The 26,714-nt window shown below is 66.8% G+C and carries 15 protein-coding genes and 9 pseudogenes; 9 read left to right on the top strand and 15 right to left on the bottom strand.

Annotated features, from left to right (window positions below):
- Nucleotides 1–3: 3 nt before the first annotated feature.
- Together OUO20_RS19915 and OUO20_RS19920 are read right to left on the bottom strand one after the other, a co-directional pair.
- Nucleotides 4–3,158: pseudogene (locus tag OUO20_RS19915) on the bottom strand (alpha-amylase family glycosyl hydrolase).
- Nucleotides 3,159–3,340: 182 nt separating this feature from the next.
- Complete coding sequence (locus OUO20_RS19920; RefSeq protein WP_018772081.1) at nt 3,341–4,387, bottom strand: lactonase family protein; 1,047 nt, start codon at nt 4,385–4,387, stop codon at nt 3,341–3,343.
- Nucleotides 4,388–4,653: 266 nt separating this feature from the next.
- On the opposite strand from OUO20_RS19920, the pseudogene OUO20_RS19925 reads away from it, so the two are divergent.
- A pseudogene (locus tag OUO20_RS19925) lies at nt 4,654–5,432 on the top strand (putative protein N(5)-glutamine methyltransferase).
- Between the two features lie 148 nt (nt 5,433–5,580).
- Here OUO20_RS19925 and OUO20_RS19930 read toward each other — a convergent pair.
- From OUO20_RS19930 to OUO20_RS19980, 11 genes and pseudogenes are all read right to left on the bottom strand, one after another.
- Nucleotides 5,581–7,299: an HNH endonuclease signature motif containing protein gene (locus OUO20_RS19930; RefSeq protein WP_268002498.1), complete on the bottom strand. Its 1,719-nt coding sequence runs from the start codon at nt 7,297–7,299 to the stop codon at nt 5,581–5,583.
- Between the two features lie 218 nt (nt 7,300–7,517).
- The gene (locus OUO20_RS19935) at nt 7,518–7,931 is read right to left on the bottom strand and encodes a YtxH domain-containing protein (RefSeq protein ID WP_268002499.1); all 414 of its coding nucleotides are present in this window, start codon (nt 7,929–7,931) and stop codon (nt 7,518–7,520) included.
- Between the two features lie 125 nt (nt 7,932–8,056).
- Entirely contained in the window at nt 8,057–8,323 is a 267-nt protein-coding gene (locus OUO20_RS19940; RefSeq protein WP_018769627.1) for a GlsB/YeaQ/YmgE family stress response membrane protein, read from the bottom strand.
- 132 nt (nt 8,324–8,455) lie between these two features.
- Nucleotides 8,456–9,289: an aldo/keto reductase gene (locus OUO20_RS19945; RefSeq protein ID WP_268002500.1), complete on the bottom strand. Its 834-nt coding sequence runs from the start codon at nt 9,287–9,289 to the stop codon at nt 8,456–8,458.
- A gap of 35 nt (nt 9,290–9,324) precedes the next feature.
- Nucleotides 9,325–10,880: pseudogene (locus OUO20_RS19950) on the bottom strand (long-chain-fatty-acid--CoA ligase).
- Nucleotides 10,881–10,903: 23 nt separating this feature from the next.
- Nucleotides 10,904–12,100 (bottom strand): acetyl-CoA C-acetyltransferase, encoded by a 1,197-nt coding sequence (locus OUO20_RS19955; RefSeq protein ID WP_268002501.1) that lies wholly within the window; start codon nt 12,098–12,100, stop codon nt 10,904–10,906.
- Nucleotides 12,101–12,130: 30 nt separating this feature from the next.
- A pseudogene (locus OUO20_RS19960) lies at nt 12,131–13,386 on the bottom strand (acyl-CoA dehydrogenase family protein).
- Nucleotides 13,387–13,504: 118 nt separating this feature from the next.
- Nucleotides 13,505–14,215, bottom strand: coding sequence for a TetR/AcrR family transcriptional regulator (locus tag OUO20_RS19965; protein WP_268002502.1), 711 nt, complete (start codon nt 14,213–14,215; stop codon nt 13,505–13,507).
- Nucleotides 14,216–14,295: 80 nt separating this feature from the next.
- Nucleotides 14,296–15,317, bottom strand: a pseudogene (locus OUO20_RS19970) (SDR family oxidoreductase).
- Nucleotides 15,311–16,282 (bottom strand): aldo/keto reductase, encoded by a 972-nt coding sequence (locus OUO20_RS19975; protein ID WP_268002503.1) that lies wholly within the window; start codon nt 16,280–16,282, stop codon nt 15,311–15,313. The pseudogene OUO20_RS19970 and the gene OUO20_RS19975 overlap by 7 nt, the downstream one beginning before the upstream one ends.
- Before the next feature lie 49 nt (nt 16,283–16,331).
- A complete protein-coding gene (locus OUO20_RS19980) occupies nt 16,332–17,165 on the bottom strand; it encodes an aldo/keto reductase (protein WP_268002504.1) in 834 nt (277 codons plus the stop codon).
- A gap of 212 nt (nt 17,166–17,377) precedes the next feature.
- On the opposite strand from OUO20_RS19980, the gene OUO20_RS19985 reads away from it, so the two are divergent.
- Both OUO20_RS19985 and OUO20_RS19990 read left to right on the top strand, forming a co-directional pair.
- The gene (locus tag OUO20_RS19985) at nt 17,378–18,280 is read left to right on the top strand and encodes a helix-turn-helix transcriptional regulator (protein ID WP_268002505.1); all 903 of its coding nucleotides are present in this window, start codon (nt 17,378–17,380) and stop codon (nt 18,278–18,280) included.
- A 140-nt stretch (nt 18,281–18,420) separates the two neighbouring features.
- A complete protein-coding gene (locus OUO20_RS19990) occupies nt 18,421–18,627 on the top strand; it encodes a hypothetical protein (protein ID WP_018769637.1) in 207 nt (68 codons plus the stop codon).
- Between the two features lie 80 nt (nt 18,628–18,707).
- On the opposite strand, the gene OUO20_RS19995 is transcribed toward OUO20_RS19990, so the two are convergent.
- Nucleotides 18,708–18,920: a dodecin gene (locus tag OUO20_RS19995; protein WP_018769638.1), complete on the bottom strand. Its 213-nt coding sequence runs from the start codon at nt 18,918–18,920 to the stop codon at nt 18,708–18,710.
- A 96-nt stretch (nt 18,921–19,016) separates the two neighbouring features.
- Nucleotides 19,017–19,721 (bottom strand): FadR/GntR family transcriptional regulator, encoded by a 705-nt coding sequence (locus tag OUO20_RS20000; RefSeq protein ID WP_018769639.1) that lies wholly within the window; start codon nt 19,719–19,721, stop codon nt 19,017–19,019.
- Between the two features lie 174 nt (nt 19,722–19,895).
- On the opposite strand from OUO20_RS20000, the pseudogene OUO20_RS20005 reads away from it, so the two are divergent.
- The 6 genes and pseudogenes from OUO20_RS20005 to OUO20_RS20030 all read left to right on the top strand — a co-directional run bounded on the left by OUO20_RS20005 (nt 19,896) and on the right by OUO20_RS20030 (nt 26,706).
- Nucleotides 19,896–21,373, top strand: a pseudogene (locus tag OUO20_RS20005) (four-carbon acid sugar kinase family protein).
- A 51-nt stretch (nt 21,374–21,424) separates the two neighbouring features.
- The gene (locus OUO20_RS20010) at nt 21,425–22,324 is read left to right on the top strand and encodes an NAD(P)-dependent oxidoreductase (RefSeq protein ID WP_268002506.1); all 900 of its coding nucleotides are present in this window, start codon (nt 21,425–21,427) and stop codon (nt 22,322–22,324) included.
- Nucleotides 22,325–22,498: 174 nt separating this feature from the next.
- Nucleotides 22,499–23,952: pseudogene (locus OUO20_RS20015) on the top strand (GntP family transporter).
- Nucleotides 23,952–24,815 carry a class II fructose-bisphosphate aldolase gene (locus tag OUO20_RS20020; protein WP_268002507.1) on the top strand — a complete coding sequence of 288 codons (864 nt, stop codon included), beginning with the start codon at nt 23,952–23,954 and terminating at the stop codon, nt 24,813–24,815. Before OUO20_RS20015 ends, OUO20_RS20020 begins: the two are co-directional and overlap by 1 nt.
- 59 nt (nt 24,816–24,874) lie before the next feature.
- Nucleotides 24,875–25,277 (top strand): annotated as a pseudogene (locus OUO20_RS20025) (DUF1304 domain-containing protein).
- A gap of 89 nt (nt 25,278–25,366) precedes the next feature.
- Nucleotides 25,367–26,706: pseudogene (locus OUO20_RS20030) on the top strand (acyltransferase family protein).
- Nucleotides 26,707–26,714: the final 8 nt, after the last annotated feature.

Genomic DNA, 26,714 nt, shown 5'->3' on the forward strand with positions numbered 1-26,714 from the left:
GAACTAGTTAGCGGCGATCACATGGGTGAAGTGGTCGTACCGGAAGGTGACCGGGCCGCCGTCGTGCTCAAACACTATGTTGGCACCCGGGGAAGCGCCGCCGGCCCCATAACTGATGTCCCAGCTGCGGTTCAGGGCCGCCTTGAACTCGTAGCTTCCCGCAAAAAGGTCCGGAACGGACAGCTTCCACACGAGGTCTGCCGGGTCCAGCACCAACTGCGCCTGGTTACAGGACGGCTCCCAGTCCGAGGCGCAGCCCAGCTCGCTGTCCATGCTTCCGGCTGCTGCCACGGCGGCCGGCTGCTGCGAGGCGTAGACGGCGCTGAGCAGGTGGGTGCTGTTGTCATAACGGAAAGTCACCGGGCCGCCGGGATGGTCCAGCACGATGTTCTGCCCGTTGAGCTGGCCGTCGGCGCCGTAGTTTTCGTCCCAGCCGCCGTCGAGCGCTGCCTTGTATTCGTACTTCCCGGCCGGCAGGTCCACGGTCAGCCGCCAAATGCGGTCCGCCGGGTCCAACACCATCCGGGCCTGGCTGCAGCCTGGATCCCATTGTGCGCTGCAGCCCATCGCCTGGTTCAGTGATCCGGCCACCGTGACCGAGTCGGGCTGCGGGGCCTGGCCCACCGTGACAGTCCTGGTTTCGCTGGTGACGTTGTAGCCGGTGCCGGTCATGGCCGCCCGATATTGGACCTTGGTGCCATCAGCCAGCCCGGTCACGTCGTCGGTTGCTGAGTAGACGGGCGAGGACGAGTCGGTGCCCACCGCGGTCCAGACCCCGCCGCCAACACTGCGCTCGAAGGACACCACGTGGCTGGCCTTCTCCGGGTCAGCGGTGGCGCTGAGCTCAACCTTGCCTTCCACGCTGCTGCCCTCCGCAGGCTTCTGCAGGGTCAGCACGGGCGCGGGTACGGCCGCGGAGCGGCTTTGGCTGGTGGCGGCATGCCCGCCGTTGTCCAGAACGGTGGCGCGGTACTCCAGCGGTGTGCCGGCATCCAGCGCCGCGACGTCGTGGAAAACCTGGTACGGAGCGGTGTCGTCCGTGCCGATCGGCTGCCACGCGCCGCCTGCCGTCCGGGCTTCAAAGGTGACCTCGTAGAACGAAGCACCGTCGACGTCGGCCGTTACGTTGATGCGTCCGTTGTCACCAGGCGCGGCGGCCGGCTGCCGGAGGGCGACGGCGGGAGCCTCCTTGGAGTGCGGAATGCGGCCCGAGGATTCGTAGACGACGGCGGAAAGCGGCGGCACGGTCACGGTCAGTTTGGCGTCGTCAGAGGTTTTGGCTTCATCGGCGCCTTCGCCGTAAACGCGCATGTAGCTGCGCTTGGCGATGTAGGTGGGGACTTCCACCGTCTGTGTCTGGGTGCTGTTGTTCAGTGCCACCACGTATTCGCGCTGGTCCTTGGCATCGGTGCGGGAGAAGGCGTAGATGCCCGGCCCGTCAGAGGCGTAGCGGTGCTGGTGTGCGCCATTCCGCAGTGCCGGGTGCTCCTTGGTGAGGGCTGCAAGCTCCCGGATTTTGGCGTAAAGCGGGTGGCTTGGGTTGAAGTTGTCCGTGGCGTGGGTGGCGTCCGTGCCCAGCAGGTCGTCGTCCAGGTAGTCCGGGACTTTGCTGGCGAAGAGGGTCTGGCGGGCATCCTGGTCGCCGCCCGGGCCGGTGAAGCCCTGTTCGTCGCCGTAGTACACCACCGGGTTGCCGCGGGAGAAGTACATCAGCTCGTGGGCCAGCTCGTCGCGTGCCACCTTCTCGGCATCGCCTGCGGCGGGGTTGTCCTGGGCGATAAAGCTGCCGATGCGGCCCATGTCGTGGTTGCCCAGGAACGTGGGCAACTCATAGACGTTGGAATCGGCGTCGGTGTACCAGTCGTCACCGGCGAAGAATGCCTGGAGCGCCTTGGCGTCCTGGCTCTTGGAGGCAAAGTTGCGGGCGGCATCCTGGAAGGGGAAATCCAGCACGGCCTGCATCTTGTTGCGGGTGGTGAACTGGGACGTGAAGCTCTTGGTGGTGTCGAAGACCTCGCCGAACATGAAGAACTCGTCCTTGCCGTGCTCCTTGGCGTAGCTGAGGACGTTGGGGCCGAATTCCTGCCAGAACTCGTTGTTCACGTGCTTCATGGTGTCGATCCGGAAACCGTCCACGCCAAAGTCGCCGATCCAGGACTTATAGATGTCCTCCATGCCGTGCACCACGGCGGGGTTTTCGGTGAAGAGGTCATCGAGGCCGAAGAAGTCGCCGTACATGGAGTCCTCACCCGTGAAGGTGGTGTCGCCGCGGTTGTGGTACAGCGTGGGGTCGTTCAGCCAGGCGGGAACCTTGAGGTTTTCTTCGCCCGGTGCCAGGACCGGCTTGTAGGGGAATGACGTGTTGGCGTCCAGCCGGGGAAGGTTCCGGTACCGGCGTAGTCGCGGTCGTCGAACGCTTCGCCGGAGGCTGTCTTGTAAGGGACTGCGTCCTTTGAGATGTAGCCTTTCCGGTTGCCCTCCTGGTAGCCGATGACGTCGGCAGTGTGGTTGGTGATGATGTCGAAATAGACCTTCATGCCGCGGGCGTGGGCCTCGTCGATCAGGGCCTTGAGCTCACCGTTGGTGCCCAGGTGGGGGTCGATCTGGGTGAAGTCGGTGACCCAGTAGCCGTGGTAGCCGGCCGACTTGTCCTCGGGCTGGACCGCCTTGTTCTTGAAGCTGGGGGTCAGCCAGATGGATGTGGTGCCCAGGCCCTGGATGTAGTCGATCCTGCTGCGCAGGCCGGCCAGGTCGCCGCCGTTGTAGAAGCCCTTCCTGGTGGGATCGAAGCCGGAGACCATGGGATCCGGCCCCAGGCCGCCCTGGTCATTGGCGGTGCTGGCGTTGCTGAACCGGTCTGCCATGACGAAGTAGAAGTTCTCGTCCGTCACGGGACCGCGGAGCGAATGCAGGGCGGTGGAGGATCCCTGGCCCTGGGCGCCGGGATTCTTGGAGCCTGAATCCTTGAGGCCCACCGCGGCATGGGCCGGGAGGACTGCTGCGGAAACGGCCACCGCAGCGGCAAGGAGGCCGGCCGCCGACCTCGCCGTGATTGCCCGGCCCGGGGCCCGGCGGCGGGTTGTGGGGTGCTGTGTTCCTGCGGGCTTTGCCTGCAGTTGGGCGCGTGGGGGCGCGCCGGGAGGGGTGCGGAATAACAAGGGTGAGACCTTCCTGGGAAGCAGCGCTGCTGTACAGGCTTGCCGTTGACAAGGGATGCGGCAGGAGGGTTCTAAGGACAGCATGCAGACCTGTGAACCAAGTCACAACTGTAAGCGCTTGCACTGAATTACTCCAGCGTCTGGGGAAGAGTAAGGGGAGGAAGCCGTAGCGGGCATCGCAGTTAGCCGGCGGACACCAAGGCAGTGGGAGAGGGGGTGCGAAGATCATGAAGCACGGGGCCCGGGAGCCCGGTGACGGGATCCAGTTCAAAAGTGGCAATGTTGTCCGACCTTTCGTGGGCCACGTGCAGCCAGCTGCCCCGGACCATGTGGTGCCGCGGCCAGTCCCCGCCGCTGTCGAAGTCCTTGACGGGGATCAGTTCGGTGCCGCCGGCTGCTACTTCCAGGACGCTGAGGAGGTTGGATCCACGCACGCCGGCGTAGGCGAAGTTCCCCTGCGGGCCAAGGCAGATTTCGGCGGCCGAATCACCGTCCTGGCTGCCGCCCGCAGTTGCAGGTCCGCGGAATATCAGCTCATAGGTGCCGGCCTCGGGCCGGACCACGAAGACCTCCACGGAGTACTCCGACACAATGAAGACGTTGCCCGTGGGGTGCTCCACCATGTGCCGGGGACCGGTGCCGCAGGGGAGGACCACCTCGTGGTCGGCTACCAGGCCGGTGCCCGGCTCATAGGTCCAAATGCGGAGGGTGTCGTGGCCCAGATCGGTCGTCATGATGCGCCCGTCGCGCAGCATCAGGCTGGCATGGGCGCGGCTCGGCCTGGGGCTGCCGGGGAAAAGGCCGGCGTGGGGGTCAACCGACGGTGCCGCGGGGAACCGTGCCGTCATGCCGCCGTCGTCATCCAACTCGTAGAGCAGGACCTGCCCGTCACCCCAGCATGCAGCGGTGACAAACCGGCCGTCCGGGTCCACGGCGACGTGGCAGGTGGCCTCTCCGGCAGGCTCCGGTGCCCCGGACAGTTCCAGCGCAAAGTCACCCCGTCGGCGGTAGGCCTGAACCATTTTGCGCTGCTCCGCCGCTGCGTAAACCAACGGCAGCGTCGGGTGCACGGCCAGGAACGACGGCGACTGTGCCTGGACTGCCGTGCCCAACCATTCAAGGCTTCCGTCCTGATGCTCCCGCACGGCCCCGATGCCATTGGCGCGGCCGCCGCCGTCGGGGGTGTAGGTGCCGATCCAAAGAATGTTGCTGGCTGTTCCCGTGGTCATTAACCCATCCTGCCAAGAGTTGGCATCCATTCCCGAGCACAAGGCCACCTATTAGCATGGGATTTCCAGCAGCGGACGAAGGAGGTGGATCCCATTACCGCAGTCACAGTTTTGGGTATTCCCGTTCGGTGCCGTCCGGAGAGCTTGGCCTAGCCGCCATGGGGACGCCCGTCTTCCCACCGAAAGGCGTTGCTGTGCCCCCTCTCGACTCACGGACTGCCGGCAGTCCTGCCCCGTCGCCGGTCTTCGAAGGCATTGTCTCCGCATTGCGGTCCGCCGGCTGCGTTTTCGCGGAGGAAGAGGCCCTCCTGCTGCTGGCGGAGGCCTCACTTCCCGGCGACTTAGCGCGAAATGTCCGGCGCAGGGTGGAAGGCGTCCCCTTGGAACTCATCCTGGGCTGGGCCGAATTTGCGGGCCGGCGCATTCTGGTGGAGCCCGGTGTCTTCGTGCCGCGCCGCCGTACCGGGCTGCTGGTAAATGAGGCCCTCGCCCTGCTGCCGGCGACGTGGCCGGAGGGGCCCCGGCGGAAGCCCGCTGTTGTAGTGGACCTCTGCTGCGGGTCCGGAGCCGTGGGAGCGGCCATTGCTCATGAGGCGCCATGGGCGGAGGTGCATGCGGCGGACATCGATCCTGTGGCCGTCCGGTGCGCCAGGCGGAACGTCGGGCCCGTGGGCGGCCAGGTTCACGCGGGGGACCTGTTCGATGCCCTGCCGCGTGAACTGCGTGGCCGCGTCCGGGTGCTCGTGGTCAATGCTCCCTACGTGCCCACGGAGGCAATCCGCACCATGCCCCCGAAGCGCGGCTGTACGAACCTGCGGCATCCCTCGATGGCGGTCCTGATGGACTGGACTTCCACCGACGCGTCGCCGCCGGGGGCATCGGATGGCTGGCTCCCGGCGGGCACCTGATCATCGAAACCAGCCAGCGGCAGGCATCCGGCACCTCCGCGATCCTGGCCGCCGCCGGGTTCGGCACCCGGACAGTCCATTCGGAGGAAGTGGACGGCACCGTGGTCGTGGGGCGCGTGGCGGCAGGGACCCACTAACCCGTCCTCCCGCTCCCCAATATCTTGCCTGCCGCCTGGAGGATCGAGCCAACCAGGCCCAGCAGCCGTGGACCGCACGTAACGGTCCTTCTGAACCGTCCGGAAAACCCCAGTACGCCAGGCTGCGTTCCCTACCAGACTGCGTTCCCTATTCGTATTGGTGGGGTGGTGGTGGGGGTTTGAAGTAGTGGTTTTGTTGGGGTTTTTGGGTGGGGTCGATGTGGGGTGGGGGGATGAAGGTTGGGGTGTGGTTGGTGGTGGTGATGGTCCATTGTTCTTTGTGGATGAGGTGGTGGTGGTGGCTGCAGAGCAGGGCGCCGTTGTTGGTGGTGGTGGGTCCGCCGTGTGTCCAGTAGGTGATGTGGTGTGCTTCGCACCAGGGTGCGGGGATGGTGCAGTTGGGGAAGGCGCAGCCTTGGTCGCGGGTGGTGAGGGCGGTGCGTTGGGCTGGGGTGAAGAGGCGGGTTTTGCGGCCGAGGTCGAGGATTTCGTTGTTGGTGCCCAGGAGTGCGGGGATGATGTCGGCGTCGCAGGCGATTTTCCGTAGGGTGGTGGCGGCGACGGGGCCGGTGAACGCGAAAGCCCCGGCCCCGGCCCCTGCGCCTGTGCCTGTCTGTGTCCCTGGTGGTGCGGGTATTCCCGGCCGTTCTCCTGTCGCTGTTGCTGTGGTGTGGGTGGGGAAGAGGTCCCGGTAGTGGATGGTGGCGATGATTTGGGGTTTGTTGCCGCCGGTGGTGGGCAGGGTGTTGGTGGCGAGTGCGGTTTTGGCGGCGGTGATGATGCCGTCGAGTTGTTTTTGGGCGCGGGTGCGCCGGTCCAGGTCCGGCAGGGCCGGCTGGGCAGGCAGGTCGGGCACGGCTGCTGTTTCGGCTGTTCGTCCGTGGTGTTCGGTGCCGGTGGTTGGGGTGGTAGTGCCGGTGCTGGTGTTTGGGGTGGTGGTGCGGGGGTTGGTGGCGGTGTTCATGACGGTGAGGAGGTGTTCGTATTGGTCGGTGGTGGCGAAGATTTCGAGGTGGTGCAGGCCGTGGCGTGGTTTGCGGATGAAGGCGCCTTGGGTGTGGCGGAGGGCTTCTTCGGTGGGTTCGGTGCCGTCGGCGTCGATGGTGTCGGTCCAGCGTTGGGCCAGGCGGGTGAGGAAGTCGGGGTCGGTGGTGGTGGCTGCGGTGGTGAGGTGCTTTTCGATCCGGTACAGGGTGTGGGGGGTGGTGTGGTGTTGGAGCCGGTCCAGGGTGGCGGTGATGAGGGTCGCGGCGTGGGAGGACACGGCCGGTGCCTGGAGGGTTCCGGTGGGCGGTTGCGGGGTCCTGTCCGTGGCGGGGTGGGGTGTGAGGGCGGTGGCGAGGTGGGGCCGGGTTGGCGGGAGTGGTTCGCCGGTGAGGCTGGTGCGGGGCAGGGTGTGCTGGGCGAGGGTGAGGCGGCGGCGTGCTTCGCGGATGGGGATGCGGAGCCTGAGGCGGAGGAACTCTGCGGTGTTGCGGCAGCCGTCATCGGCAGGGGAGGGCGCGGCAGGGTGGGTGGTCCTGGCCGCGGCCTGGGTGATGGCTTGGGTGCGGGTCCGGTCCACAGTCAGGGCTGAGATGAGTTGCAGGTACTCCACGGTGCGGGCAAGGTTCTCGACCCGGGCGGCGTAATCGGCGGCCTCGACATAGGTGGCTGCTGCCAGGAGGTCCGGGGCGGCCAGGGCGGCGGTGGCGAGTTCTTCGGCAAGTGCCCCGAGGATGGCAGGGCCGGATCCCTCCCCGCCGGGGACGGCGCGAAGGCGGGCCGGACTCGTCCGCCGGCTGCCGGCGTCGTCAGCGTTCCCGCCGAGCAACCCACCGTATAACCCACCGAACAACCCATCCAGCTGCTCCCCAATGGCCTCCATAACCCAACTCTGCCAGCCACCACCGACAATCAAGAGCCCCCAAAACCCCTATGTGGAAAACCCGGCAGGGCGGCAATGCAGGCCGCGTTAAACGCTGCCGGCCGCCGCGTCCCCCAAGGATCGCGACGGCCGGCAAGGCGATTCAGTTGTAGCACAAAGCCCGCATCTTCCCATGTCATACGCACTTCCATGCGTAATGATGAGGGCGGAAGCGGGAATCAGGCCTTTGTGCCCGTCCCGTCGGACGTACCAAGGTTGGTGGTGTCCGGGTGCGTGCTGTGGGCAGGGATGTGGTCTTCGCCCAGGCTGTTGGCATCGCTCCCCACGGAAGAGGTGGTGGGAGCACCTGTGGAAGGCCCGGATGACTGGCTTCCGCTGGAGCTGCCCTCCCGGTGCATCGCAGAGCCAATGACCGTGCCTGCCCGGCGTGCGGCTTCACCCAACTGGTCCGCAACCTCGGGAGCCTTTTCCTTGATGGCCTCGGTGGCCACGGATACCTTGTCCTGGACCGGCTTGCTGTCCCAGATGCCGGCTGCCCGGGCCTTGAGCTTGTCATAGGCGGCACGGCCTGACCGCGAGCCGAGGACATAACCTACAGCAACGCCTACACCCAAAAGAAGCTTGTTTTTCACGATGAACTCCTGCTCTGCGAGAAGGTTGTCAGTCCCGGCCGGCGTATCGGGCGCCCGTTACCGGAGAAAAGAAAGCCGGCCTGGGGATGGTGTCCCCAGGCCGGCTTCCTGGCTTGCCCGTACAGTTATCCGCGGGCGCTTCGCTTGGTGACCATGCCGTAGATGGCAAGGACGATCAGCGAGCCGACGATCGCCAGCAGCCACGTCTGGATCGAGAAGAACTCCTGCAGTCCGCTGCCGAAGATCATTCCACCCAGCCAGCCACCGAGGAAGGCGCCAACGACGCCCAGGATCAAGGTGATGACCCAGCCGCCACCCTGCCTGCCCGGGAGGATCGCCTTAGCGATCGCACCAGCAATAAGTCCGAGAATCAGAAATGCAATAAATCCCATTTGTTGCTCTCTTCCTGCTTAGAGGAGGCCTCCGGGTTCCGGAGGCACTTCATCCTTCTGCCCCAATAGTAATCATGCTTACTATCTATTTGCCAACCCCGTTTTTGGAAAAAGGTGCAGACCAGGAGTCTTTTAGTGCCCGGTTTTGTCTGAGTCGTTGCCCGCGCCGGGGCCCTCGTCGAGGATCGATAATTCCGCTAGATCCTGCGGGTCCAGGGCGAAATCGAACACGTCCAAATTCTCTGCCATCCGCTCCGGGGAAGCGGTCTTGGGAATCGTTACCAATCCGTTTTGTATGTGCCACCGAAGGACCAGTTGCCCGGGTGTTTTTCCATGCTTTTCGGCCAACTGGGTAAGGATGGGAGCACCCAATAAGCCGGCGCCCGATCCGCCAAGCGGGCTGTAGGATTCCGTGACAATCCCGTGGCGTGCGTGGAATTCACGTTCTGCGGTTCGGGTGATTGCGGGGCTGAGCTGGATCTGGTTTACCGCCGGCACCACATCAGTCTCCGCCATCAGCCGTTCCAGGTGTGCGGGCTTGAAGTTGGACACCCCGATGGACCGGACTTTCCCCTGTGCCTGCAGCCGTTCGAACGTCTGCCACGTGGAGACATACTGGTCCCGTCCCGGCAGCGGCCAGTGGATCAGCAGCAGGTCCACATGATCCAGCCCCAGGCGCTTCAGGGATCCATCCAGGCCCGCCACAGCGCGGTCGTGGCCCTGGAATTCCCCGTCCAGCTTGGTGGTAATGAAGAGTTCGCTCCGGTCCACTCCGCTGGCGCGGATGCCGTTGCCCACGCCGCGTTCGTTGCCGTACTTCAAGGCGGTATCGATGTGCCGGTAGCCGGCTTCCACGGCGTGTACGACGGCGGCAGCCACCTGTTCGTCGTCCAGCGGCCAGGTGCCAAGCCCCAGTTGCGGAATCCTGTTGCCATCATTGAGGTCGAGGAGGGGTGCAAGTGTCATGCCATCAGTCTGCCCTCCCACGGCCGTTCCTGTCCCTAGGCGGGGTCCTCAGCCAGCTTCCGCTTCAAAATCTTCCCGCTGGGCCCCAGCGGGAGTTCGGAAAGAATCCTGATCACCCGAGGGTACTTGTACGCCGCGAGCTGGTTGCTGGCGAAATCCATCAGCTCCGTTTCGCTGACGGTTGCCCCGGCATCCAGCACGATCGCCGCTGCGATTTCCTGCCCGTGGACGTCATCGGGGATGCCGTAGACGGCAGCACTCACCACAGCCGGGTGGGTCAGCAGGACTTCCTCCACTTCCCTGGGATAGACGTTGTATCCGTTGCGGATGATCATGTCCTTCTTGCGGTCCACGATGGTGAGGTACCCGTCGTCGTCCTTCGTCCCCAGGTCACCGGTGCGGAACCAGCCGTCCACCACCGCCTCCGCCGTTGCCTCCGGCCGGTTCAGGTACCCCTTCATCAGCAGGTGCCCGCGGATGACGAGTTCACCGAGTTCCCCGTTGGGCAGCAGCTCAATGCTCTCCACCGTCTCCGGGCGGGCGATTTCGATGTCGACGCCCCAGATCGGGACCCCGATCGTTCCGGGCCGCGGCACCGTGCCCACATGGTTGAAGGCCGCCACCGGGGAGGTCTCCGTCAGGCCGTAGCCCTCATGGATTTCCACCCCGAAGACGTCGCGGAACTTGTCCATGACGGCCAGTGGAAGCGATGCTCCGCCGGAGATGCCGTAGCGGAGCGCCGTGGGCCGGTCCGGCACCGTCTTGGCGGCTTCCAGGAGCGCCACATACATCGTGGGTACGCCGAGGAAGATGTTGACGTTGTGCCGTGCCAGCAGCTTCAGGGCGTCCTCGCCGCTGAAGCGCGGCATAAGCACGATGGTGGCCCCGGCGCGCAGTCCGGTGTTGAGGACCACGGTCTGTCCGAAGGTGTGGAAGAGCGGCAGTCCGCCGAAGAGGACGTCGCCAGGCCGGAAGTCCATCACGCTGGTCAGCAGGACACTGGTCTGTTCCACCAGGGCGAAGTGCGTGCCCAGCGCGCCCTTCGGTTTACCGGTGGTGCCCGAGGTGTACAGGATGGTGGCTGTATCCGACGGGCGGCACGGCTCATACGTCCGGATCGGCTCGGTGCGGGCGGCCTCCGCTTCCAGGCGGGGGAACCCGCCGTCGTCGGGAGCCATCACGGTCAGCACGTCAATGCCGTTGGCCGCCGCGCCGGCGGCCCCTCCGCCAGCAGGGGAGCGGCGCAGACCAGCAGCTTGGAACCGCTGTCCTGGAGGACGTACTCGATTTCGCGTGCCTTCAGCAGGGCATGCACCGGGACAACGATGGCGCCGAGCGACAGGATGGCGTAGTACACCCGGGCGAAGTCCGGGACGTTGGGGATCAGGACGGCGACGGCGTCTCCCGGGCCGATGCCGCGGGCCCGCAGGGCTCCGGCGTAGGCCCGGGTCTGGCTCCAGAGGTCGGCGTAGCTGACCTGGTCCTCCCCAACGACGAGGGCAATGCTGTCCGGAGTCCTTTTGGCTGATTCAGCCAGGACGGCTGCGACAGAGATGGTGGCGAAGCCGTCGGCGGAGTGGGTATTGGTCATGGCCTGCTTCTTCGGTGGGAGGGTCATGCTTTGAGGATGAGGGCGTCGCCCTGTCCGCCGCCGCCGCAGAGGGCCACGACGCCGGTGCCACCGCCGCGGCGCTTCAGCGCCAGCGCCTGGTGCAGCACCAGGCGTGCGCCCGAGGCGCCAACGGGGTGGCCCAGGGCGATGGCACCGCCTTCGGCGTTCACGGCTTCGGGGTCGATGCCCAGGTCGTTGGCGGACTGGATGAGGACCGAGGCGAACGCCTCGTTGATTTCCACCAGGTCCAGTTCCTGGACCGTGAGCCCCTCGTCCTTGAGGGCGCGTTCGATGGCCCGGGCAGGCTGGGAGTGCAGGGATCCGTCCGGTCCCGCCGTCTGGCCGTGTGCTCCGATCTCGGCGATCCACTCCAGCCCTGCGGCAATGGCGGCCCCCTTGCTGGCGATGACCAGGGCTGCGGCGCCGTCGGAGAGGGGAGACGATGAGCCGGCGGTGATGGTGGCCGTCTCCTCCTTGGAGAACGCAGGCCGGAGCTGCGCCAGTGATTCTGCCGTGGTTTCCGGACGGATGCCCTCATCGTGTTCAAGCGTCACGGCAGGTCCTTTCCGCTGCGGTACCTCGATTGGCGCGATTTCCTCGGCCAGCACCCCGGCAGCCCGGGCCGCTTCGGCGCGCTGGTGGGAGCGGACGGCCACTGCGTCCTGCCCGGCACGGGTGATCCCGCGCAGGGTGTTGCCGGCGTCGGTGGCCTCGCCCATCAGCTTGCCGCTCACGGGGTCCTGCAGCCCGTCGTGGTTCAGGGAGTCGAGCATGGGAGCGTCGCCGATGACGACGCCGGCGCGAAGCCCGGGGACCAGGTGCGGTGCGTTGGTCATCGACTCCTGGCCGGCGGCGACAATGAAGTCGGCTTCCCCGGTGCGGATCATCCGGGCGGCGTCGATCACGGCCGTGAGGCCGGACAGGCAGAGCTTGTTGATGGTGATGGTGGGAACGTCCCAGCCGATTCCGGCGGCCAGGCTGGCCTGGCGGGCTGGGCCTTGCCCGGCACCGGCCTGGATGACCTGCCCCACGATGACGGCGCCGATCTGCTCCGGGGCAACGCCGGTCCGTTCGAGGGCCGCCCGGATGGCGTGGGCGCCGAGTTGGCTGGAGGAGAAGGGCGTGAGGCCGCCGCGGAACCTGCCGAACGGGGTGCGGGCGCCGCCCAGGATGACGGGGATGTTGGCGTTCTGGTTCAAGAACAGTCCTTTCGTGGATACGGGCGGAGCTTAGGCGAAGGCGGACATGCCGGTGATGCCCCGGCCGATGATCAGGGCCTGCACGGTCTCGGTGCCTTCGTAGGTGTGGATGGCTTCGATGTCGGCCAGGTGCCGGGCCACGCGGTTTTCCAGCAGGATGCCGTTGCCGCCCAGCAGGTCCCTGGCGTTGGAAGCAATGCCCCGGGCGGTCCGCGTGCAGGTGTACTTGGCCAGCGACGCCTGCTCGGGCGTGAGTACTCCGGCGTCGTCCAGCCGGGTCATCTGCACCACCATCAGTTGCATGGTGGCCAGTTCGCTGAGCATCCGGGCCAGCCGTTCCTGCACGATCTGGGAGGCGGCCAGCGGCCGCCCGAACTGCTTGCGCTGCCTGGCGTACTGCACGGCAGTCTCGTAGCAGGCGGTGGCGTGCCCGACGGCGGACCAGGCCACGCCCAGGCGGGTGGCCAGGAGGACGCGGGCTGTGTCCTTGAAGGTCCGGGCGCCCGGCAGGACGTTCCCTTCCGGGACAAAGACGTTTTCCAGCCTGATATGGGCCTGCCAAATGGCGCGCAGGGCCAGCTTGCCCTCGATTTTGGTGGCGGTGTAGCCGGGGAGTCCTGCGGGACCAGGTAGCCGTGGACCTGGCCGTCGTCGCCGCGGGCCCACGCAACGGTGACGCCACCTACGGAGCCGTTGCCGATCCACTTCTTTTCGCCGTTGAGCAGGAAACCACCGTCGGTACGGGTCGCCGTGCTTTCCAGGGCCACCGAGTCGGAGCCGTGGGTGGGCTCCGTCAGGGCAAAAGCGGCGTACTCGCTGCCCCTGGCGATCAGCGGGAGCCAGCGCTCCCGCTGCGCGGCTGATCCGCATTCCGCCACGGACCGCAGGGCCAGGCCGCCCTGGACGGCGATCATCGTGGCCACGGAGCCGTCCCCGCGGCTGATTTCCATGTTCACCAGCCCGGCGGCCATGCTGCTCATCGGCGCGAAACCGTCAACCGGCACGCCGTCCCGCAGCAGGTCCAGTTCGCCAAGGCGCCGGAGGAGGTGCAGGGGGTACTCGCCCCGCTCCCAGTAGCCGTCGATGACGGGGAGGACCTCGTCCTGGACGAAGCGGCGGGCCCGGTCCCAGTACGCGCGGTCCTCATCGCCAATGCGGGTGAAAACGGATGCGGGGTCAGTCCCGAGGGCCTCGGTCAGAAAGTAGTCCGGCTCCACGGTGCCTGCAGGAAAGCCTGCGGGGCTTTCGGTGCGGCCGGACACGTCGGTGGGCGACGTCGTCGTCATTAATCTGCATCCTTTGAATCAGTGGCGGGAAGCATGTGGCTTGCACCACACCGACTAAGAATGCCTTGAAACTCAGTTCCACGTCAAGAAACTGGGTACCACGGAGGGATGCAGCGGACTAGGGAAGGGCGTCGAGGACGGCCTGGGCGATCGCCTCCCTGCCGGCCTGGCCCCGGAGAACGGTGACGACGACGGTCGGCGCGGGTTGGGCGGTGGCGGCGGCACCAAGGAGTGCAGGCCGGAACGTTTCTGAGAGGGCACGAAGTTCGGCCGCGAGGGCTGCAGCCCTTTCCCGGTCCCCATCGTCGGTTTCCCCGGCGCCGGGCGAGGCGCGCAACCACTGCCGCAGGAAGGCGTTGTGCACGGCCACCACGGCTGCGGCGAAGGCCACGGCCTTGTATCCGCTCCGCTGGTCCTCCGGCAGCCTGTCGTTCAAGTATTTCAGGAATGCCCGCTCGTACCGGTGCGACGTGACCAGTTCGCGGTCCCTGAGGGCCGGAACCGCCTGCAGCAGTCCATACCGGGCCCGGGACGTATCGCGGTTCCGCATATGGTGTTCGAAGACCAGCAGTGCCGCGTCCGCGACGGCGGCCAGGGGCTCGAGCCTGGATTCCGCGAGCCGGTCATTCACCTGGCGCAGGATCCGTTCGTGGTCGGCGAAGACCACGTCCTCCTTTGACCCGAAGCGTCGGAAGAACGTGCTCCGGCTCATGCCCGAGGCCTCGGCAAGCTCCTCAACGGACGTTGCATCGAAACCCTGCGAGGCCAGGAGCGCGATGGCGGCGGCGACAGGCTTATCGACGGGCTGTTCGGAAGGGGGCAACGTCATGCGCCGAAATTAGCACAGCCGGCAGGCATCGCTGGCCCGCCGCTGGATGCGGCGGCCCCAGCGATACCGGCGACGCAGGCTCAGGCGCCCTGGCGGGACCAGCTGGTGAGCTTGTCCGAAAGCTGCATATAGGCTTCGTCCACCTGCTGCAGCTCCGGGTGGCTGTCGTACCAGTCCACAATTTCCCGGGCCCCGTCCGCGAACGGGATGGTTGCGGTGTAGTCCGGGACCAGGGACTTGATCTTGGTGTTGTCAAAGACCACCGAATGGGACCGGTCGCCCAGGAGGTTGGAACCGAGTTCCTGGTCATGGGCGGCGATGGTCTCGGACGCCACGTGCACCAGTTCCGGCTCGCGGACCCCAGCTGCCCGGGCGAACAGCCGGTAGATCTGGTTCCAGGGCAGGTACTCGTCAGAGGTGATGGTGTAGCTCTCGCCCACCGCTTGCGGCCTTCCGAGCAGCCCGACGAACGCCTTGGCGAAGTCCTTGCTGTGCGTCAGCGTCCACAGCGAGGTGCCGTCGCCGTGGACCATGACGGGTAGGCCGCTGCGCATCCGGTGGATGTCCGTCCAGGCGCCCACCATGGCGATCTTGGTGCGGTCGTAGGTATGCGACGGCCGGATGACTGTCAGGGGAAGTCCTGCTCCCGGTAGGCCCGGAAAAGCAGTTCCTCGCACGCGATCTTGTCCCGGGAGTACTGCCAGAAGGGGTTCTTCAACGGCGTCGACTCCAGGATGGGCAGCCTGGTGGGCGGCTTCTGGTACGCGGAGGCGGAACTGATGAAGACGAACTGGCCGGTCCGCTCCCGGAACAGGTCCATGCTTGTTTGCGCCTGGTCCGGGGTGTAGGAGATGAAGTCCGCGACGGCGTCGAACTCCCTGCCTCCCAGGACCTCCCGGACCGACGCCGCATCCCGGACGTCCGCGTGCAGCACTTCGGTCCCGTCCGGGACCGGCCGGGTGGACCGCCCCCGGTTCAGGATGGTCAGCCGGTGGCCGAGCGCGACGGCCCGTTCCGCCGCCGCGGTGCTGATGACGCCGGTGCCGCCGATGAAGAGGATGCTCCGCGGCGCCACCGTATCGGCAACAGGCGGGGTTACCACGCGTAGTCTTCCGGCGCCGTGCGGTGTCCCGGGAAGATGTCGTCCAGCCGCTTGAGCGCGTCGTCATCGAGGGAGACGTCCAGGGCGCGGATGGCGGCGTCCAGCTGTTCCTGGGTGCGCGGGCCGACGATCGGGGCGGTCACGGCAGGCTGGTGCAGGAGCCACGCCAGGGCAACGTCGCCGGGCTCATGGCCCAGTTCATCGGCGAAGTCCTCGTACTGGCGGATCTGGTCCTGGTGCTTCTTCAGGGTTTCGGCCGCCCGTCCTTCGGTCCGCCGCACGCCCTGGCGTTCCTTCTTCAGTACACCGCCCAGCAGCCCGCCCTGCAGAGGCGACCAGGGGATCAAGCCAAGGCCATATTGCTGTGCCGCCGGGATGACTTCAAGTTCCACCTGGCGCATGAACAGGTTGTAGATGGACTGCTCGCTGACCAGGCCGGTGTAGTTCCGCCGGCGGGCTGCTTCCTGGGCCTGGGCGATGTGCCAGCCGGCAAAATTGCTGCTGCCCGAGTAGAGGATCTTCCCCTGCTGGACGGCAACTTCGATGGCCTGCCAGATCTCGTCCCATGGCGTATCACGGTCAATGTGGTGGAACTGGTACACGTCGATGTAGTCGGTCTGCAGCCGCTTGAGGCTCGCATCCAGGGCCCTGCGGATGTTCAGTGCCGAGAGCTTGGATTCATTGGGCCGGTCCGTCATGGTGCCGTAGAGCTTGGTGGCCAAGACGGTGTGCTCGCGGCGCTCGCCGCCCTTGGCGAACCAGCGCCCAATAATTTCCTCGGTCCAGCCACGGTGGTCTGCACCGCCGTACACATTGGCGGTGTCGAAGAAGTTGATGCCGGACCCGTGCGCGGAGTCCATGATGCTGTGGGCGTCCGCTTCCGCTGTCTGAGGCCCGAAGTTCATGGTGCCCAGGCAGAGGCGGGAGACTTTCAGGCCGGAGCGGCCAAGGTGCGTGTACTGCATGGAAAATCCTTTCGGTGGCGGAGCGTTCCGGCGGCTGGGTTGCCGGACGCTACATCTGGGTGAAGGCGGCGACGGCGGGATCGGACCCGATGCGGGCACCGGACTCCAGTGCCGTGATGGCGGCCACTTCGTCCTGGGAAAGTCGCAGGGACGAGGCTGCGAAGTTTTCCCGGATCCTGTCCGGGTTCGCCGACTTGGGAATGACGATGTTTCCGCCGGCAAGGTGCCAGGCGAGCACAACCTGGGCTGCCGTGGCGTTGTGGGCATTGGCGATTGCCGTGACGGCGTTTCCGTTCAGGTCCCCGCCCTGCCCCAGCGGACTGTAGGCCTCCACCGCGATGCCCAGGCCCCGGCACTTGGCTGCGAGGTCCGCCTGCTGGTAGCTGGGGTGCAGTTCGATCTGGTTGACGGCCGGAACGGTTTCAGCCGACTCCAGCAGTGTGTCGAGGTGGTCGGAGAGGAAGTTGGATATGCCGATGGCGCGGATTTCCTTGTTCTCGTACAACCGCTCCATCTCCTTCCAGGCCTGGACGAAGAGCCCCTGTGAGGGGACCGGCCAGTGGATGAGGTAGAGGTCGATGAAGTCCAGGCCCAGTGCCTTGCGGCTGTTCTGGAACGCTTCCTGCGCCCGGCCCTGCTCGCCGTTGCGGAGTTTGGTGGTGACGAAGATGTCCTCACGTGCTATCCCGGTGGCGGCAAGTGCCGCCCCCACCCCTGCCTCGTTGCGGTAGGCCGCGGCGGTGTCAATGTGGCGGTAGCCCGCTTCCAGCGCGTCCTCCACGGTCCGCTGGGTGTCCTCCGGAGGGACCTGGAAGACGCCGAAGCCAAGCTGCGGGATGGTGACGCCATTATTCAGGGTCAGGTTCGGGGTCAGCTCTGACATGGTGTGCTCCTTGGAAAGTCTGGTGCTGGGATTTAGGGCCGGGTGGTGCGGGGGTATGACGCCGTCCAGAAAGCGGTTTCCACCGGCTCACTCCCGAGCCTATGCACTTTTCGCCATCAAGTCAGCAGGCAAGGCTGTTCCTGTTTTTCCTAGGACTGCCAGTCCTACCTTCGTTGTAGAGGAGGGCAGTCATCGCAGGCAGAATGGTCTGCATGGGTCAAAGCGCGGAGTTCGGAAAGTTCCTCAAAGCCATGCGGTCCCGGTTGAGCCCGGACGTTGCCGGAACGGGTCCCAGCACCGGGGCCCGACGGGTTCCGGGGCTGCGGCGGGAGGAGGTGGCGCGGCTTGCCGGCGTCAGCACCGACTATTACGTGCGGCTGGAGCAGGGGCGGAACATCCACCCCTCGCGGACGGTCCTGGATGCAGTGGGCAGGGCGCTGCGCCTGGACAGCAGCGAACACGCGCACATGCTGGACCTGCTGGAGAACTGCGCCGGCGCTCCCCGCGAACCCGGCGCGAACACTGCGCAGGGTGTCCGCCCGGCGCTGCGCCAGCTCCTGGACGCCGTGGGGGAGGTGCCCGCGATGGTGCTGGGCCGGCGCAGCGATGTCCTTGCAGGCAACCGGATGGCCTTCCTGTTGTTCACGGACTTCCCTGCACTGCCGCCCGCGGAGCGGAACCTCACCCGCTGGACCATCCTGGACCCCGCAGCCCGGGAACTGTTCAGGGACTGGAAGACGGTCGCGGCGGAGGCCACGGGATCCCTTCGGCTGGACGTGGGACGGCACCCCAACGACCCCCAGGCCAGCCACCTGGTGGGCGAGCTCGCGGTCCACAGTGAACACTTCCGCCAGTGGTGGGCCGGGCACCGGGTGGCCACCCGCTCGGCCGGCACCGTCCGGCTGCACCATCCCGCGGTAGGGGACCTGGAGCTGAACTTCGAAAACCTTGTCCTGCCGGAGGATCCTGACCAGACGCTGCGGGTGTACTCCGCGCGGCCGGGATCGCCGTCGTCGGACGCCCTTGCCCTGCTGGGCAGCCTTGGCGCGGGGACGGACGTCCGCCCGGGCCGCGACCCCGCGGCGGTGGGCGAAAGCGGCGGAGAAGCGGGCTGAAAGCCGCCGTGCTCCTGTACATTCGTCCAGCGAAGGGCGGTGATTCTGGCCAGCCGCCCATTGGCCGTTGACCAGGCGTTTCCTAGGGTGGGAGTACACGTTTTCCCTGCCCAGTCTTCACACCCAGGATGGTCTCAACGATGAAACGCATCGCCCTGCTGAAGGAGCGCCAGGCGTCCGCCGGCGCCGCTTCCACCGCCACCGGTTCGCACTGCCCGGTTTCGGGTCTTTGGAGCCCGGACCTCGATCCGCACACGGTCCTGTCCTTCTTTGAGGGCCACGTTTTCCCCGCGTTCGACGGCGTCCCAACAGTCTGGCGGCGGCGCAGCCAGGGCACAGCGAACTAGGGCGCCTTAAGCAGAACTGACCCGCAGTCACCGTCGTTGAAACCAGGTTTCGCGACGATGGCTGCGGGTCAGTTGCTAAGTCAGTGCTCTTCCAGGCGGAAGCCAATCTTGATGGTGACCTGCCAGTCTGCGATCTTCCCGTCCTCCAGGTGGCCGCGGACCTCCTTGACCTCAAACCAGTCAAGGTTCCGCAGGGTCTGGGATGCCTTGGCAATACCGTTGCGGACGGCGTCATCCACGCCCTGGGTGGAGGTGCCGACAATTTCAGAAATGCTGTACGTGTGGTTGGACAACTTCGCTCCTCGTGATCATCGTTGCTCCCGGTTGCGGGCGTCCCTGAAGCCTAGTGGGACTGCGGGAGCGTTGAACAGACCCTGTCCGCGCGCCGGCTACTTGGCTTCCAGCACCAGTTGCTTCAGGTCGTCGAGGGTTTGCTGCATGTGGGCGTCCATGGCCTGGCGTGACCGGGCTGCATCGCGGGACTCCAGGGCCTCGGCAATGTTCTGGTGATGGCCGATGGCGTGCTCCTGGATTGCCGGAACGGCAGAGGTCTCAGTCCGGCGCTTTTCCAGCACGCGGTGCAGCGGCTCGAACAGGACCGATACGAAGACGTTCCCGGATGCGTGCAGGATGACGTCATGGAAGGCCAGGTCTGCCTCCACGAAGGCCGCGACGTCGTTGATGCTGTGGGCGGCCTTCATTGCCGCGATGTAGTTGAAGAGGGCCTTGATGTCCTCCTCGGCGATCCGTCCGGCCGCAAGCTCGCAGGCTCCCGTTTCGAGCATCCGGCGGAGTTCGATGAGCTGGATGGAGGCGTCTGCATCATTTTTGCCCTCGGACGCGGCCCGGAGCACGGCTTCCAGCGAAGCCCAGCGGCTCAACGGGTTGACGAATGTTCCCCGGCCGCGCTCCACGCTCAGGATGCGTTGGGCCTGCAGCGTCTTCATGGCTTCGCGGACGGTCATTCGGCTGACCTCGTGGCGGGCACTCAGTTCGTGCTCGCCGGGAACGGTGGAACCGGGTGGAAACTCGCCTTCGATGATGCGGTCCAGCAGTTCGTCCGCCACCACGCCTACCAGTGACTTCCGTGCCATGTTGCCCCCCGATCCCTGTGCCCGGCCGACGCCTGGCGGATATGTCAGACAAGTGTACTTGCGCGTCCTTATGCCGTGTGCCACACTAACATTCAAATGCAAGATGTCAGACATCTTACAGTTACCCTTACATCAGGATCCGCCCGCCCGGATCGCTACACAACGGAGTGCACTGTGACGCTTGAAGCAGACGTTCTGGCCGCCTACCCGGCTGACATGGAGATCCCCGCCGGGCTGGTTGCCGGCGCGCTGGCCGCTTCCAACGCGGAGGTTCCCCGTGTCCTGGTAGTGCTCGACGACGACCCCACCGGCACGCAGTCCGTGGCGGACCTGCCCGTTCTCACCCGCTGGGACGTGGAGGACTTCACCTGGGCCTTCGGCCAGGACAAGCCCGCCGTCTACGTCCTCACAAACACCCGCAGCCTCGACCCGGCAGAGGCCGCGGCCCGCAACGGCGAAGTGGTCCGGAACGCCCTGGCAGCAGCAGGTTCCGGCCTGCGCCTAGGCTTCGTCAGCCGCAGCGACTCCACCCTCCGGGGCCACTACCCGCTGGAACCGGACGTCATCGCAGCCACTGTTGCCGCAGTGAGCGGGGAAAAGACCGACGGCGTTGTCCTGGTTCCCGCATTCCCCGACGCCGGCCGGCTCACCATCGGCGGCGTCCACTACATGCGGGGCACCGGCAACGCCAAGGGCACCCTGGTCCCCGTCTCCGAGACCGAGTTCGCCAGGGACGCCTCCTTCGGCTTCAGCACATCCGTCATGGCCGACTACGTGGCGGAAAAGTCGCAGGGCAGGTTCCCCGCAGACTCCGTGATCGTCCTGGACCTGAACATCATCCGTGCAGGCGCCGCCGCGCAGGACCCGGCCATCTCCGCCAAGGCCATTGCCGATGCCATCGAGCCGGCCACCGACTCCACGCCCATCGTGGCCGACATCGTCACCGAGAACGACTTCCGGGCACTGGCCCTGGGCCTTGAAGAGCGGAACGCCGCGGCAAGAACCTCCTCTACCGCGTCGGCCCCCCATTCGTCCGCGGCCGCATCGGCCAGGAAATCCGCACCGCGCTCACGGCCGAAGAGGCCTATGCCGGCAACACCCCGTCAGAGGCGGGCGGCCTGATCGTGGTGGGCTCGCATGTTGGCCTCACCACGCGGCAGCTGAACGTCCTCACGGCCCAGCACAGCTCCGCGCGCATCATCGAGATCGACGTCGAAAAGCTCCTCGGCGCCGAACCGGACGCCAAGGCGCACCTGGACCAGACGGTGGACGCCGTCGTCGACGCCCTCCGCGCCGGTGACGTCATCGTCCACACCAGCCGCCTGCTCATCAAGACGGACGACCCCGCCGAGAGCCTGCGGATCGCCCGGACCGTCTCCGCCGCCGTCGTGGACGTGGTCAACCGGACCCTGAAGACCTTCCCGCCGCGGTTCGTCATCGCCAAGGGCGGCATCACCTCCTCCGACGTCGCGGCCCACGGCCTGGAAATCCGCCACGCCATTGTCCGCGGCCCCATGCTGCCCGGCATCGTCAGCCTCTGGGAACCGGTGGACGGACCTGCCAAGGGCATCCCGTACATCGTGTTCGCCGGCAACGTTGGCGACGACGACTCCCTGGCCCAGGTCACCCGCAAACTCAGCAACACCTTCTGATCCCCACCCGGCACGAACCCTGATTCCCGCAAGAATTCAATGGAGAACACCATGACCAGCAATTACACCGTCACCGTCCTGGGCCTTGGCGCCATGGGCCTGCCCATGGCCAACCGCCTGGCATCCCAGCTGACCGTCCACGGATTCGACATCGCCGAGCCCCGCCTCAAGCTGGCGAAAGAAGCCGGCATCGCCACCTTCACCACGGCACGCGAAGCCGCCAAGGGCGCCAACGCAGTCCTCTTGGCCGTCCGCAACGGCGAACAGCTCAACGACGTCCTCTTCGGCGAGAACGGCGTGGCCAAAGTGCTCGAGCCGGGCGCCGTCGTGATCCTCGGCAGCACCGTGGGCACGGACGCCATTCCCGCCACCGTGGCCAAGCTGGCCGAATACGGCGTGGACCTGGTGGACGCCCCGCTGTCCGGCGGACCCAAGCGCGCCGGCGAAGGTGACCTGCTGATCGTCGTGGGCGCTTCCCCCGAAGCCCGCGAGAAGGCCGCCCCGGCCCTGGACCTGCTGGCCTCCACGCTCACGGTGGTGGGCGACAACCCCGGCGACGGCCAGGCCCTGAAGACCGTCAACCAGCTCCTGTGCGGCGTCCACATCGCCGCCGCGGCCGAGGCCCTGGCCCTGGCCGACGCGCTGGGACTGGACCAGGCCAAGACCCTCGCCGCCCTGGAGGCCGGCGCCGCAGGTTCCTTCATGCTCTCCAACCGTGGCCCCCGCATCCTTGAGGCCTACGACGAGGACGGCGCCGAGGTCCTGTCCCGCCTGGACATCTTCGTCAAGGACATGGGCATCGTGGGCAAGGCCACCCGTGCCGCCGGCCTGGCAGCCCCCGTTGCCGCCGCCGCCGAGCAGCTCTACCTCCTGGGCCAGGCCCAGGGCCTCGCCGCCGCCGACGACTCCGCCGTCATCAAGGTCGTTGCGCCCACAAAGCGCACCAAGTAGGCCTACCCGGCAGTAGGCCCCCAAACGGTGCGACGACGGCGGTCCCCCTCCGCCGTCGTCGTACCTCCCAGCGCTGCCGGCTTTGTTCCGCAGCGTTCCATCCCCGCCGTAAGACCTGATGCCCGTCTGCCCCGGACGGCACGTCAAAGGAGACATTTTCCCGTGAACCACCTCATGACCCCGCTGATACAGCGGGCGGCCGACGCCCCGGCCATCAAGCCCGCCGTTGAGCTGGGCACCCCGGTACTGCTCACCATCGCGGCGGTGGGCATTGCCATCCTGCTGGTGATGATCATCCGCTTCAAGATCCAGGCCTTCGTGGCCCTGCTTACCGTCAGCATCCTGGTTGCCGTGGCTGCCACCATCCCGCTGCAGGACATCTTCACGGTGGTGTCCGGCGGCGTGGGCAGCACCATGGGCAAGGTGGCCATCCTGATTGCGCTTGGCGCCGTGCTGGGCCGGATGATCGAGGTGTCCGGCGGCGTCCAGTCCCTCGCGGACCACTTCACCCGCAAGCTGGGCGCCAGGCGGGTGGCCGTAGCGCTCACCGCCGTCGGCTTCCTGGTGGCCATCCCCGTCTTCTTCGAAGTCGGCATCATCGTGCTGGTGCCCATCGTGTACGCGTTCGCGAAGATCGCCAAGGTCCACCCGGTCAAGTTCGGCCTGCCCATGGCCGGCATCATGCTCGCTATCCATGTGGCAGTCCCGCCGCACCCCGGGATTGTGGCCGGTGCGGGCGTGCTCGGTGCCGACATCGGACTCATCGCCCTGATCTCCCTGCTGATCTGCATCCCGCTGGGCTTCCTGTCCTACTGGGTTGCCGCCATCATGAACCGCAAGGATTACGAACTGCTGCCCGCCGTCAAGGCCCAGGTGGAGGAGTTCGGCTCCGACTCGCTGGTCAAGGTGGGCCACGACGGCCCCGGTGCCGCCGCCATCGCACCTCCCCGGCCGGCCCTGATCATCTTCCTGATTGCCGCGCCCATCGTGCAGATCCTCCTGGGTACCGCCGGCACCCTCATCCTCCCCAAGTCCCACCCCTGTATGGCCTGGCGGCCTTCGTTGGCAACCCCTTCCTGGCGCTGCTGGTGGCAGTAGCGCTGTCCTTCTTCTTGCTGGCCGTCCGCCGCGGCTGGTCCTTCAAGGAAACCGGCGAAATCTTCGAAGGCTCCCTGCCTCCCATCGCCTCCATCCTGATGGTGGTGGCCGCCGGCGGCGTGTTCGGCAACGTGCTGCAGGTTTCAGGTATCGGTTCGGCGCTCTCCAAGACCCTGGACACCCTGGGCGTACCCCTGCTGCTCCTTGGCTTCATCATTTCGCTGGCGCTGCGTGCGGCCCAGGGTTCAGCCACGGTGGCCATCGTCACCACCACCGGCCTGCTGTCCGCAGCGGTCAGCGACGGCGGCTACAGCCCGGCGCAGATCGCCGTGATCGTGATCGCCATCGGCTTCGGCGCCCTGGGCCTGTCCCACGTGACGGACGCCGGCTTCTGGGTTGTGGTCCGCTACTACGGGCTCACCGTTTCCGACGGCCTGAAGACCTGGACCGTGCTGACCACCGTCCTGGGCCTGGCCGGCTTCGCGCTGACCTTTGTGGCCTGGATCCTGGTGGGAGGACTGGGCGCCTGATGCAGACCCGACTGGACCACCTGGTCACCTCCGCCCTGCAGCAGGGTTCCGCGGTACCCGCTTTCACCTGCTACGACTTCACCACCGCGCTGGCCGTGGTGGGCGCCGCCGAGGAATCCGGCCGGGGCGTAATCCTGCTGGTGGCACCCAAAACCGCCGCCACCGCAAACGGACTCCGGCTCATCGCGGCGCTGCGCGGCCTGGCCGACGCTGCCGCGGTGCGTGTCGTGGTGCAGCTCGACCACGCCTCCGACCTCAAGGTCATGGCCGACGCCGTCGCGGCAGGGGCGGATTCCGTCCTCGCCGACGGTTCATCCCTTCCGTATGAGGAGAACATCTCACTTGTCCGGGCGGCCCGGGCCCTGCTGGGCGCCGACGTGGTGCTGGAAGCGGAACTGGGCGGCCTTGCAGGCGACGAGGACCGTGCCTTCTCGGCCGAGCAGCCGGCCGGCCAGTCCGGCGTGGACGTGGCAGGACTGACGGACTCGGCGCAGGTGGAGGACTTCGTAGCCCGCACCGGTGCGGAACTGCTGGCAGTGGCCGTTGGAAATGTCCACGGCAAGTACAAGGGTGAGCCGCGGCTGCGCTGGGACGTGCTGCAGGACATCGCGGCGCGGGTCCACATTCCGCTGGTCCTGCACGGCGCCTCCGGCATCCCCTCCGGGGAGCTCGTCAAGGCTGCGGCCATGAACGTGGGCAAGGTCAACTTCAACACCGAGCTCCGGACCGGGGTGCTGGCCACCCTCCAGGACCAGCTTCCCGCCCACCGCGCGGACGGCGAGAACCTGCAGGGCCTGCTGGCCACCTGGAACCGGTCGGCCAAGGGCTTTGCCGCCACCACGCTGGCCACGCTGGCACGCTGACGTCGCAGCAGGCGCCGCCGCTGGATTGGCGGACCCCACAGGGAGGCTAGGATCAAGCAATGGTCCTGGCCTCCCTTCTTTGCCTTCCTCGCCGGCGCGCTGCACGTCTTCATCTTCACCATGGAGTCGCTTACCTGGACACGTCCTGCCACCTGGAAACGTTTCGGCCTGGCCTCCCAGTCCGATGCCGAGACCACCAGGCCCATGGCCTACAACCAGGGCTTCTACAACCTGTTCCTGGCCATCGGGGCATTCATCGGCATAGGACTCGTGGCGCTTGGCGGCCCGGGATCGGCGCAGGACGTGGCAGGGTGGACGCTCATCTTCAGCTGCTGCGGCTCCATGCTGCTGGCGGCCGCCGTCCTGGCCTTGACCGGGCGAAAGTACCTCCGCGCCGCCCTGACGCAGGGCACCACACCGTTGGTCGCCGTCGTGCTGGGACTCCTGGCAACGCTGCAGTAAGGATCCACAACCGGCTTAAGTCCTTAAATCCGCGCGGCCGCCGGGGGCACAATGGTGGCATGGGCAGCGTCAAGTCCTTATAGGCCCCCATGGGAAGCGCCGGGACGCGGAGGACAGTAACCGGAACGGACACGGCAGACCGTGATCCGGCCATCGACCTTGTCCGCCTGGTCTGCCTGGTCCTGGTGGTGGTGGGGCACTCCATGATGGTCAGCCCGGTCCTGCACCCTGATGGGACCGTGACCACCGAGAACACCCTGGCCGAGCAGGACTGGTTTGAGCCCGTCATCTGGATCTTCATGGTGATGCCCCTGTTCTTCGTCACCGGCGGCATCACGGGCCTGCAATCCTGGCGCCGGCTCAAGGCAGGCGGCGGGACGGCGGCCCAGTTCATCCGTGCGCGCCTCCTGCGGCTGGTCCGCCCGGCCACGGCGCTGCTGGCAACCATGGTGGCGGGCCTGTCCGCGGCAGCCGCGCTGGGCGTGGACCGGCAGGTGGTCCAACTCGTGGCCACCGGGGCGGGCATGCCATTGTGGTTCCTGGCAGCCTACCTCGCGGCGCAGTTGAACATTCCAGTCCTGGCGGCGCTCCACCACCGCGCGCCCTGGCTGACCCTTGCGCTGCTGGCCGGCCTGGTGGTTGCCGTGGACTGTTTCAGGGGGCGTTGCCGGACCTTGCCAATGTCAACCTGGTGTTCGTGTGGTGCGCCGTACAGCAGCTGGGTTTCCTGGCCGCCGATGGCTACCTGGCCCCGCTCTCCCGCTCCGGACTTGTGGGCGTCGCGGTGGCGGCACATCTGCTGCTGGGACTCGTGACGGGGCTGGGCCTGTACCGCGGCAACATGCTGGTCAACCTCAACCCGCCCAACCTGACCCTGGTGATCCTGGGCGTTTCCCAGCTGGCGGTGATGGAACTGGCGCGGCCCGTCCTGGCACCCCTCGCCGGGATCCGCTGGATCGCCCGGCTCCTGCAGTTGGCGGGTGCCAGGTCGCTGACGGTCTACCTGTGGCACCTGCCCCTGTTGGGCGCCATGTCCGGGTTGCTGCTCCTGACGCCGGTCCCCAAACCGTCGTCCGGTACCGCTGGATGGTGGTGGTCGCGCCCGCTGGTGGTCCTTGCGCTGGTCCTCCTGCTCCTGCCGGCGACCGCAGCCTTTGGCCGCCTGGAGGAACGGACGACGGCGCCCCAGGCCTTCCGCTGCAGGCCCGCCGCCGCCGGGGCCGCCGTCGTGGTGGTCTTTATTCCCGTGGCGGACGCCGCCCTCAACGGCCTCTCACTGGGCCTGCTGGCAGCGGGTACCGTGTGTTTCGCCGTGGCGATCCTCCTGCTGGGCGGTTTGCCGCTGCGGCGGCGGAGGGCCGTCCCCGGGGGCCGGAAGCGGGGTCCGGGGAAGAGGGGCCCACGGGGCATTGCCAGCGGCGTGAAGTAGTGCCAGTG

Origin of the sequence: Arthrobacter sp. FX8 (assembly GCF_026723805.1) — a bacterium.
GTDB lineage: Bacteria > Actinomycetota > Actinomycetes > Actinomycetales > Micrococcaceae > Arthrobacter.

What these genes read in the sequence shown, in the direction of transcription:
- OUO20_RS19920 (WP_018772081.1), bottom strand. Translation starts at nt 4,387, where the DNA reads ATGACCACGGGAACAGCCAGCAACATTCTTTGGATCGGCACCTACACC.
- OUO20_RS19965 (WP_268002502.1), bottom strand. Translation starts at nt 14,215, where the DNA reads ATGACGTTGCCCCCTTCCGAACAGCCCGTCGATAAGCCTGTCGCCGCC.
- OUO20_RS20010 (WP_268002506.1), top strand. Translation starts at nt 21,425, where the DNA reads ATGACCAGCAATTACACCGTCACCGTCCTGGGCCTTGGCGCCATGGGC.
- OUO20_RS19990 (WP_018769637.1), top strand. Translation starts at nt 18,421, where the DNA reads ATGAAACGCATCGCCCTGCTGAAGGAGCGCCAGGCGTCCGCCGGCGCC.
- OUO20_RS19975 (WP_268002503.1), bottom strand. Translation starts at nt 16,282, where the DNA reads ATGCAGTACACGCACCTTGGCCGCTCCGGCCTGAAAGTCTCCCGCCTC.
- OUO20_RS20020 (WP_268002507.1), top strand. Translation starts at nt 23,952, where the DNA reads ATGCAGACCCGACTGGACCACCTGGTCACCTCCGCCCTGCAGCAGGGT.
- OUO20_RS19980 (WP_268002504.1), bottom strand. Translation starts at nt 17,165, where the DNA reads ATGTCAGAGCTGACCCCGAACCTGACCCTGAATAATGGCGTCACCATC.
- OUO20_RS20000 (WP_018769639.1), bottom strand. Translation starts at nt 19,721, where the DNA reads ATGGCACGGAAGTCACTGGTAGGCGTGGTGGCGGACGAACTGCTGGAC.
- OUO20_RS19940 (WP_018769627.1), bottom strand. Translation starts at nt 8,323, where the DNA reads ATGGGATTTATTGCATTTCTGATTCTCGGACTTATTGCTGGTGCGATC.
- OUO20_RS19945 (WP_268002500.1), bottom strand. Translation starts at nt 9,289, where the DNA reads ATGACACTTGCACCCCTCCTCGACCTCAATGATGGCAACAGGATTCCG.
- OUO20_RS19930 (WP_268002498.1), bottom strand. Translation starts at nt 7,299, where the DNA reads ATGGAGGCCATTGGGGAGCAGCTGGATGGGTTGTTCGGTGGGTTATAC.
- OUO20_RS19985 (WP_268002505.1), top strand. Translation starts at nt 17,378, where the DNA reads ATGGGTCAAAGCGCGGAGTTCGGAAAGTTCCTCAAAGCCATGCGGTCC.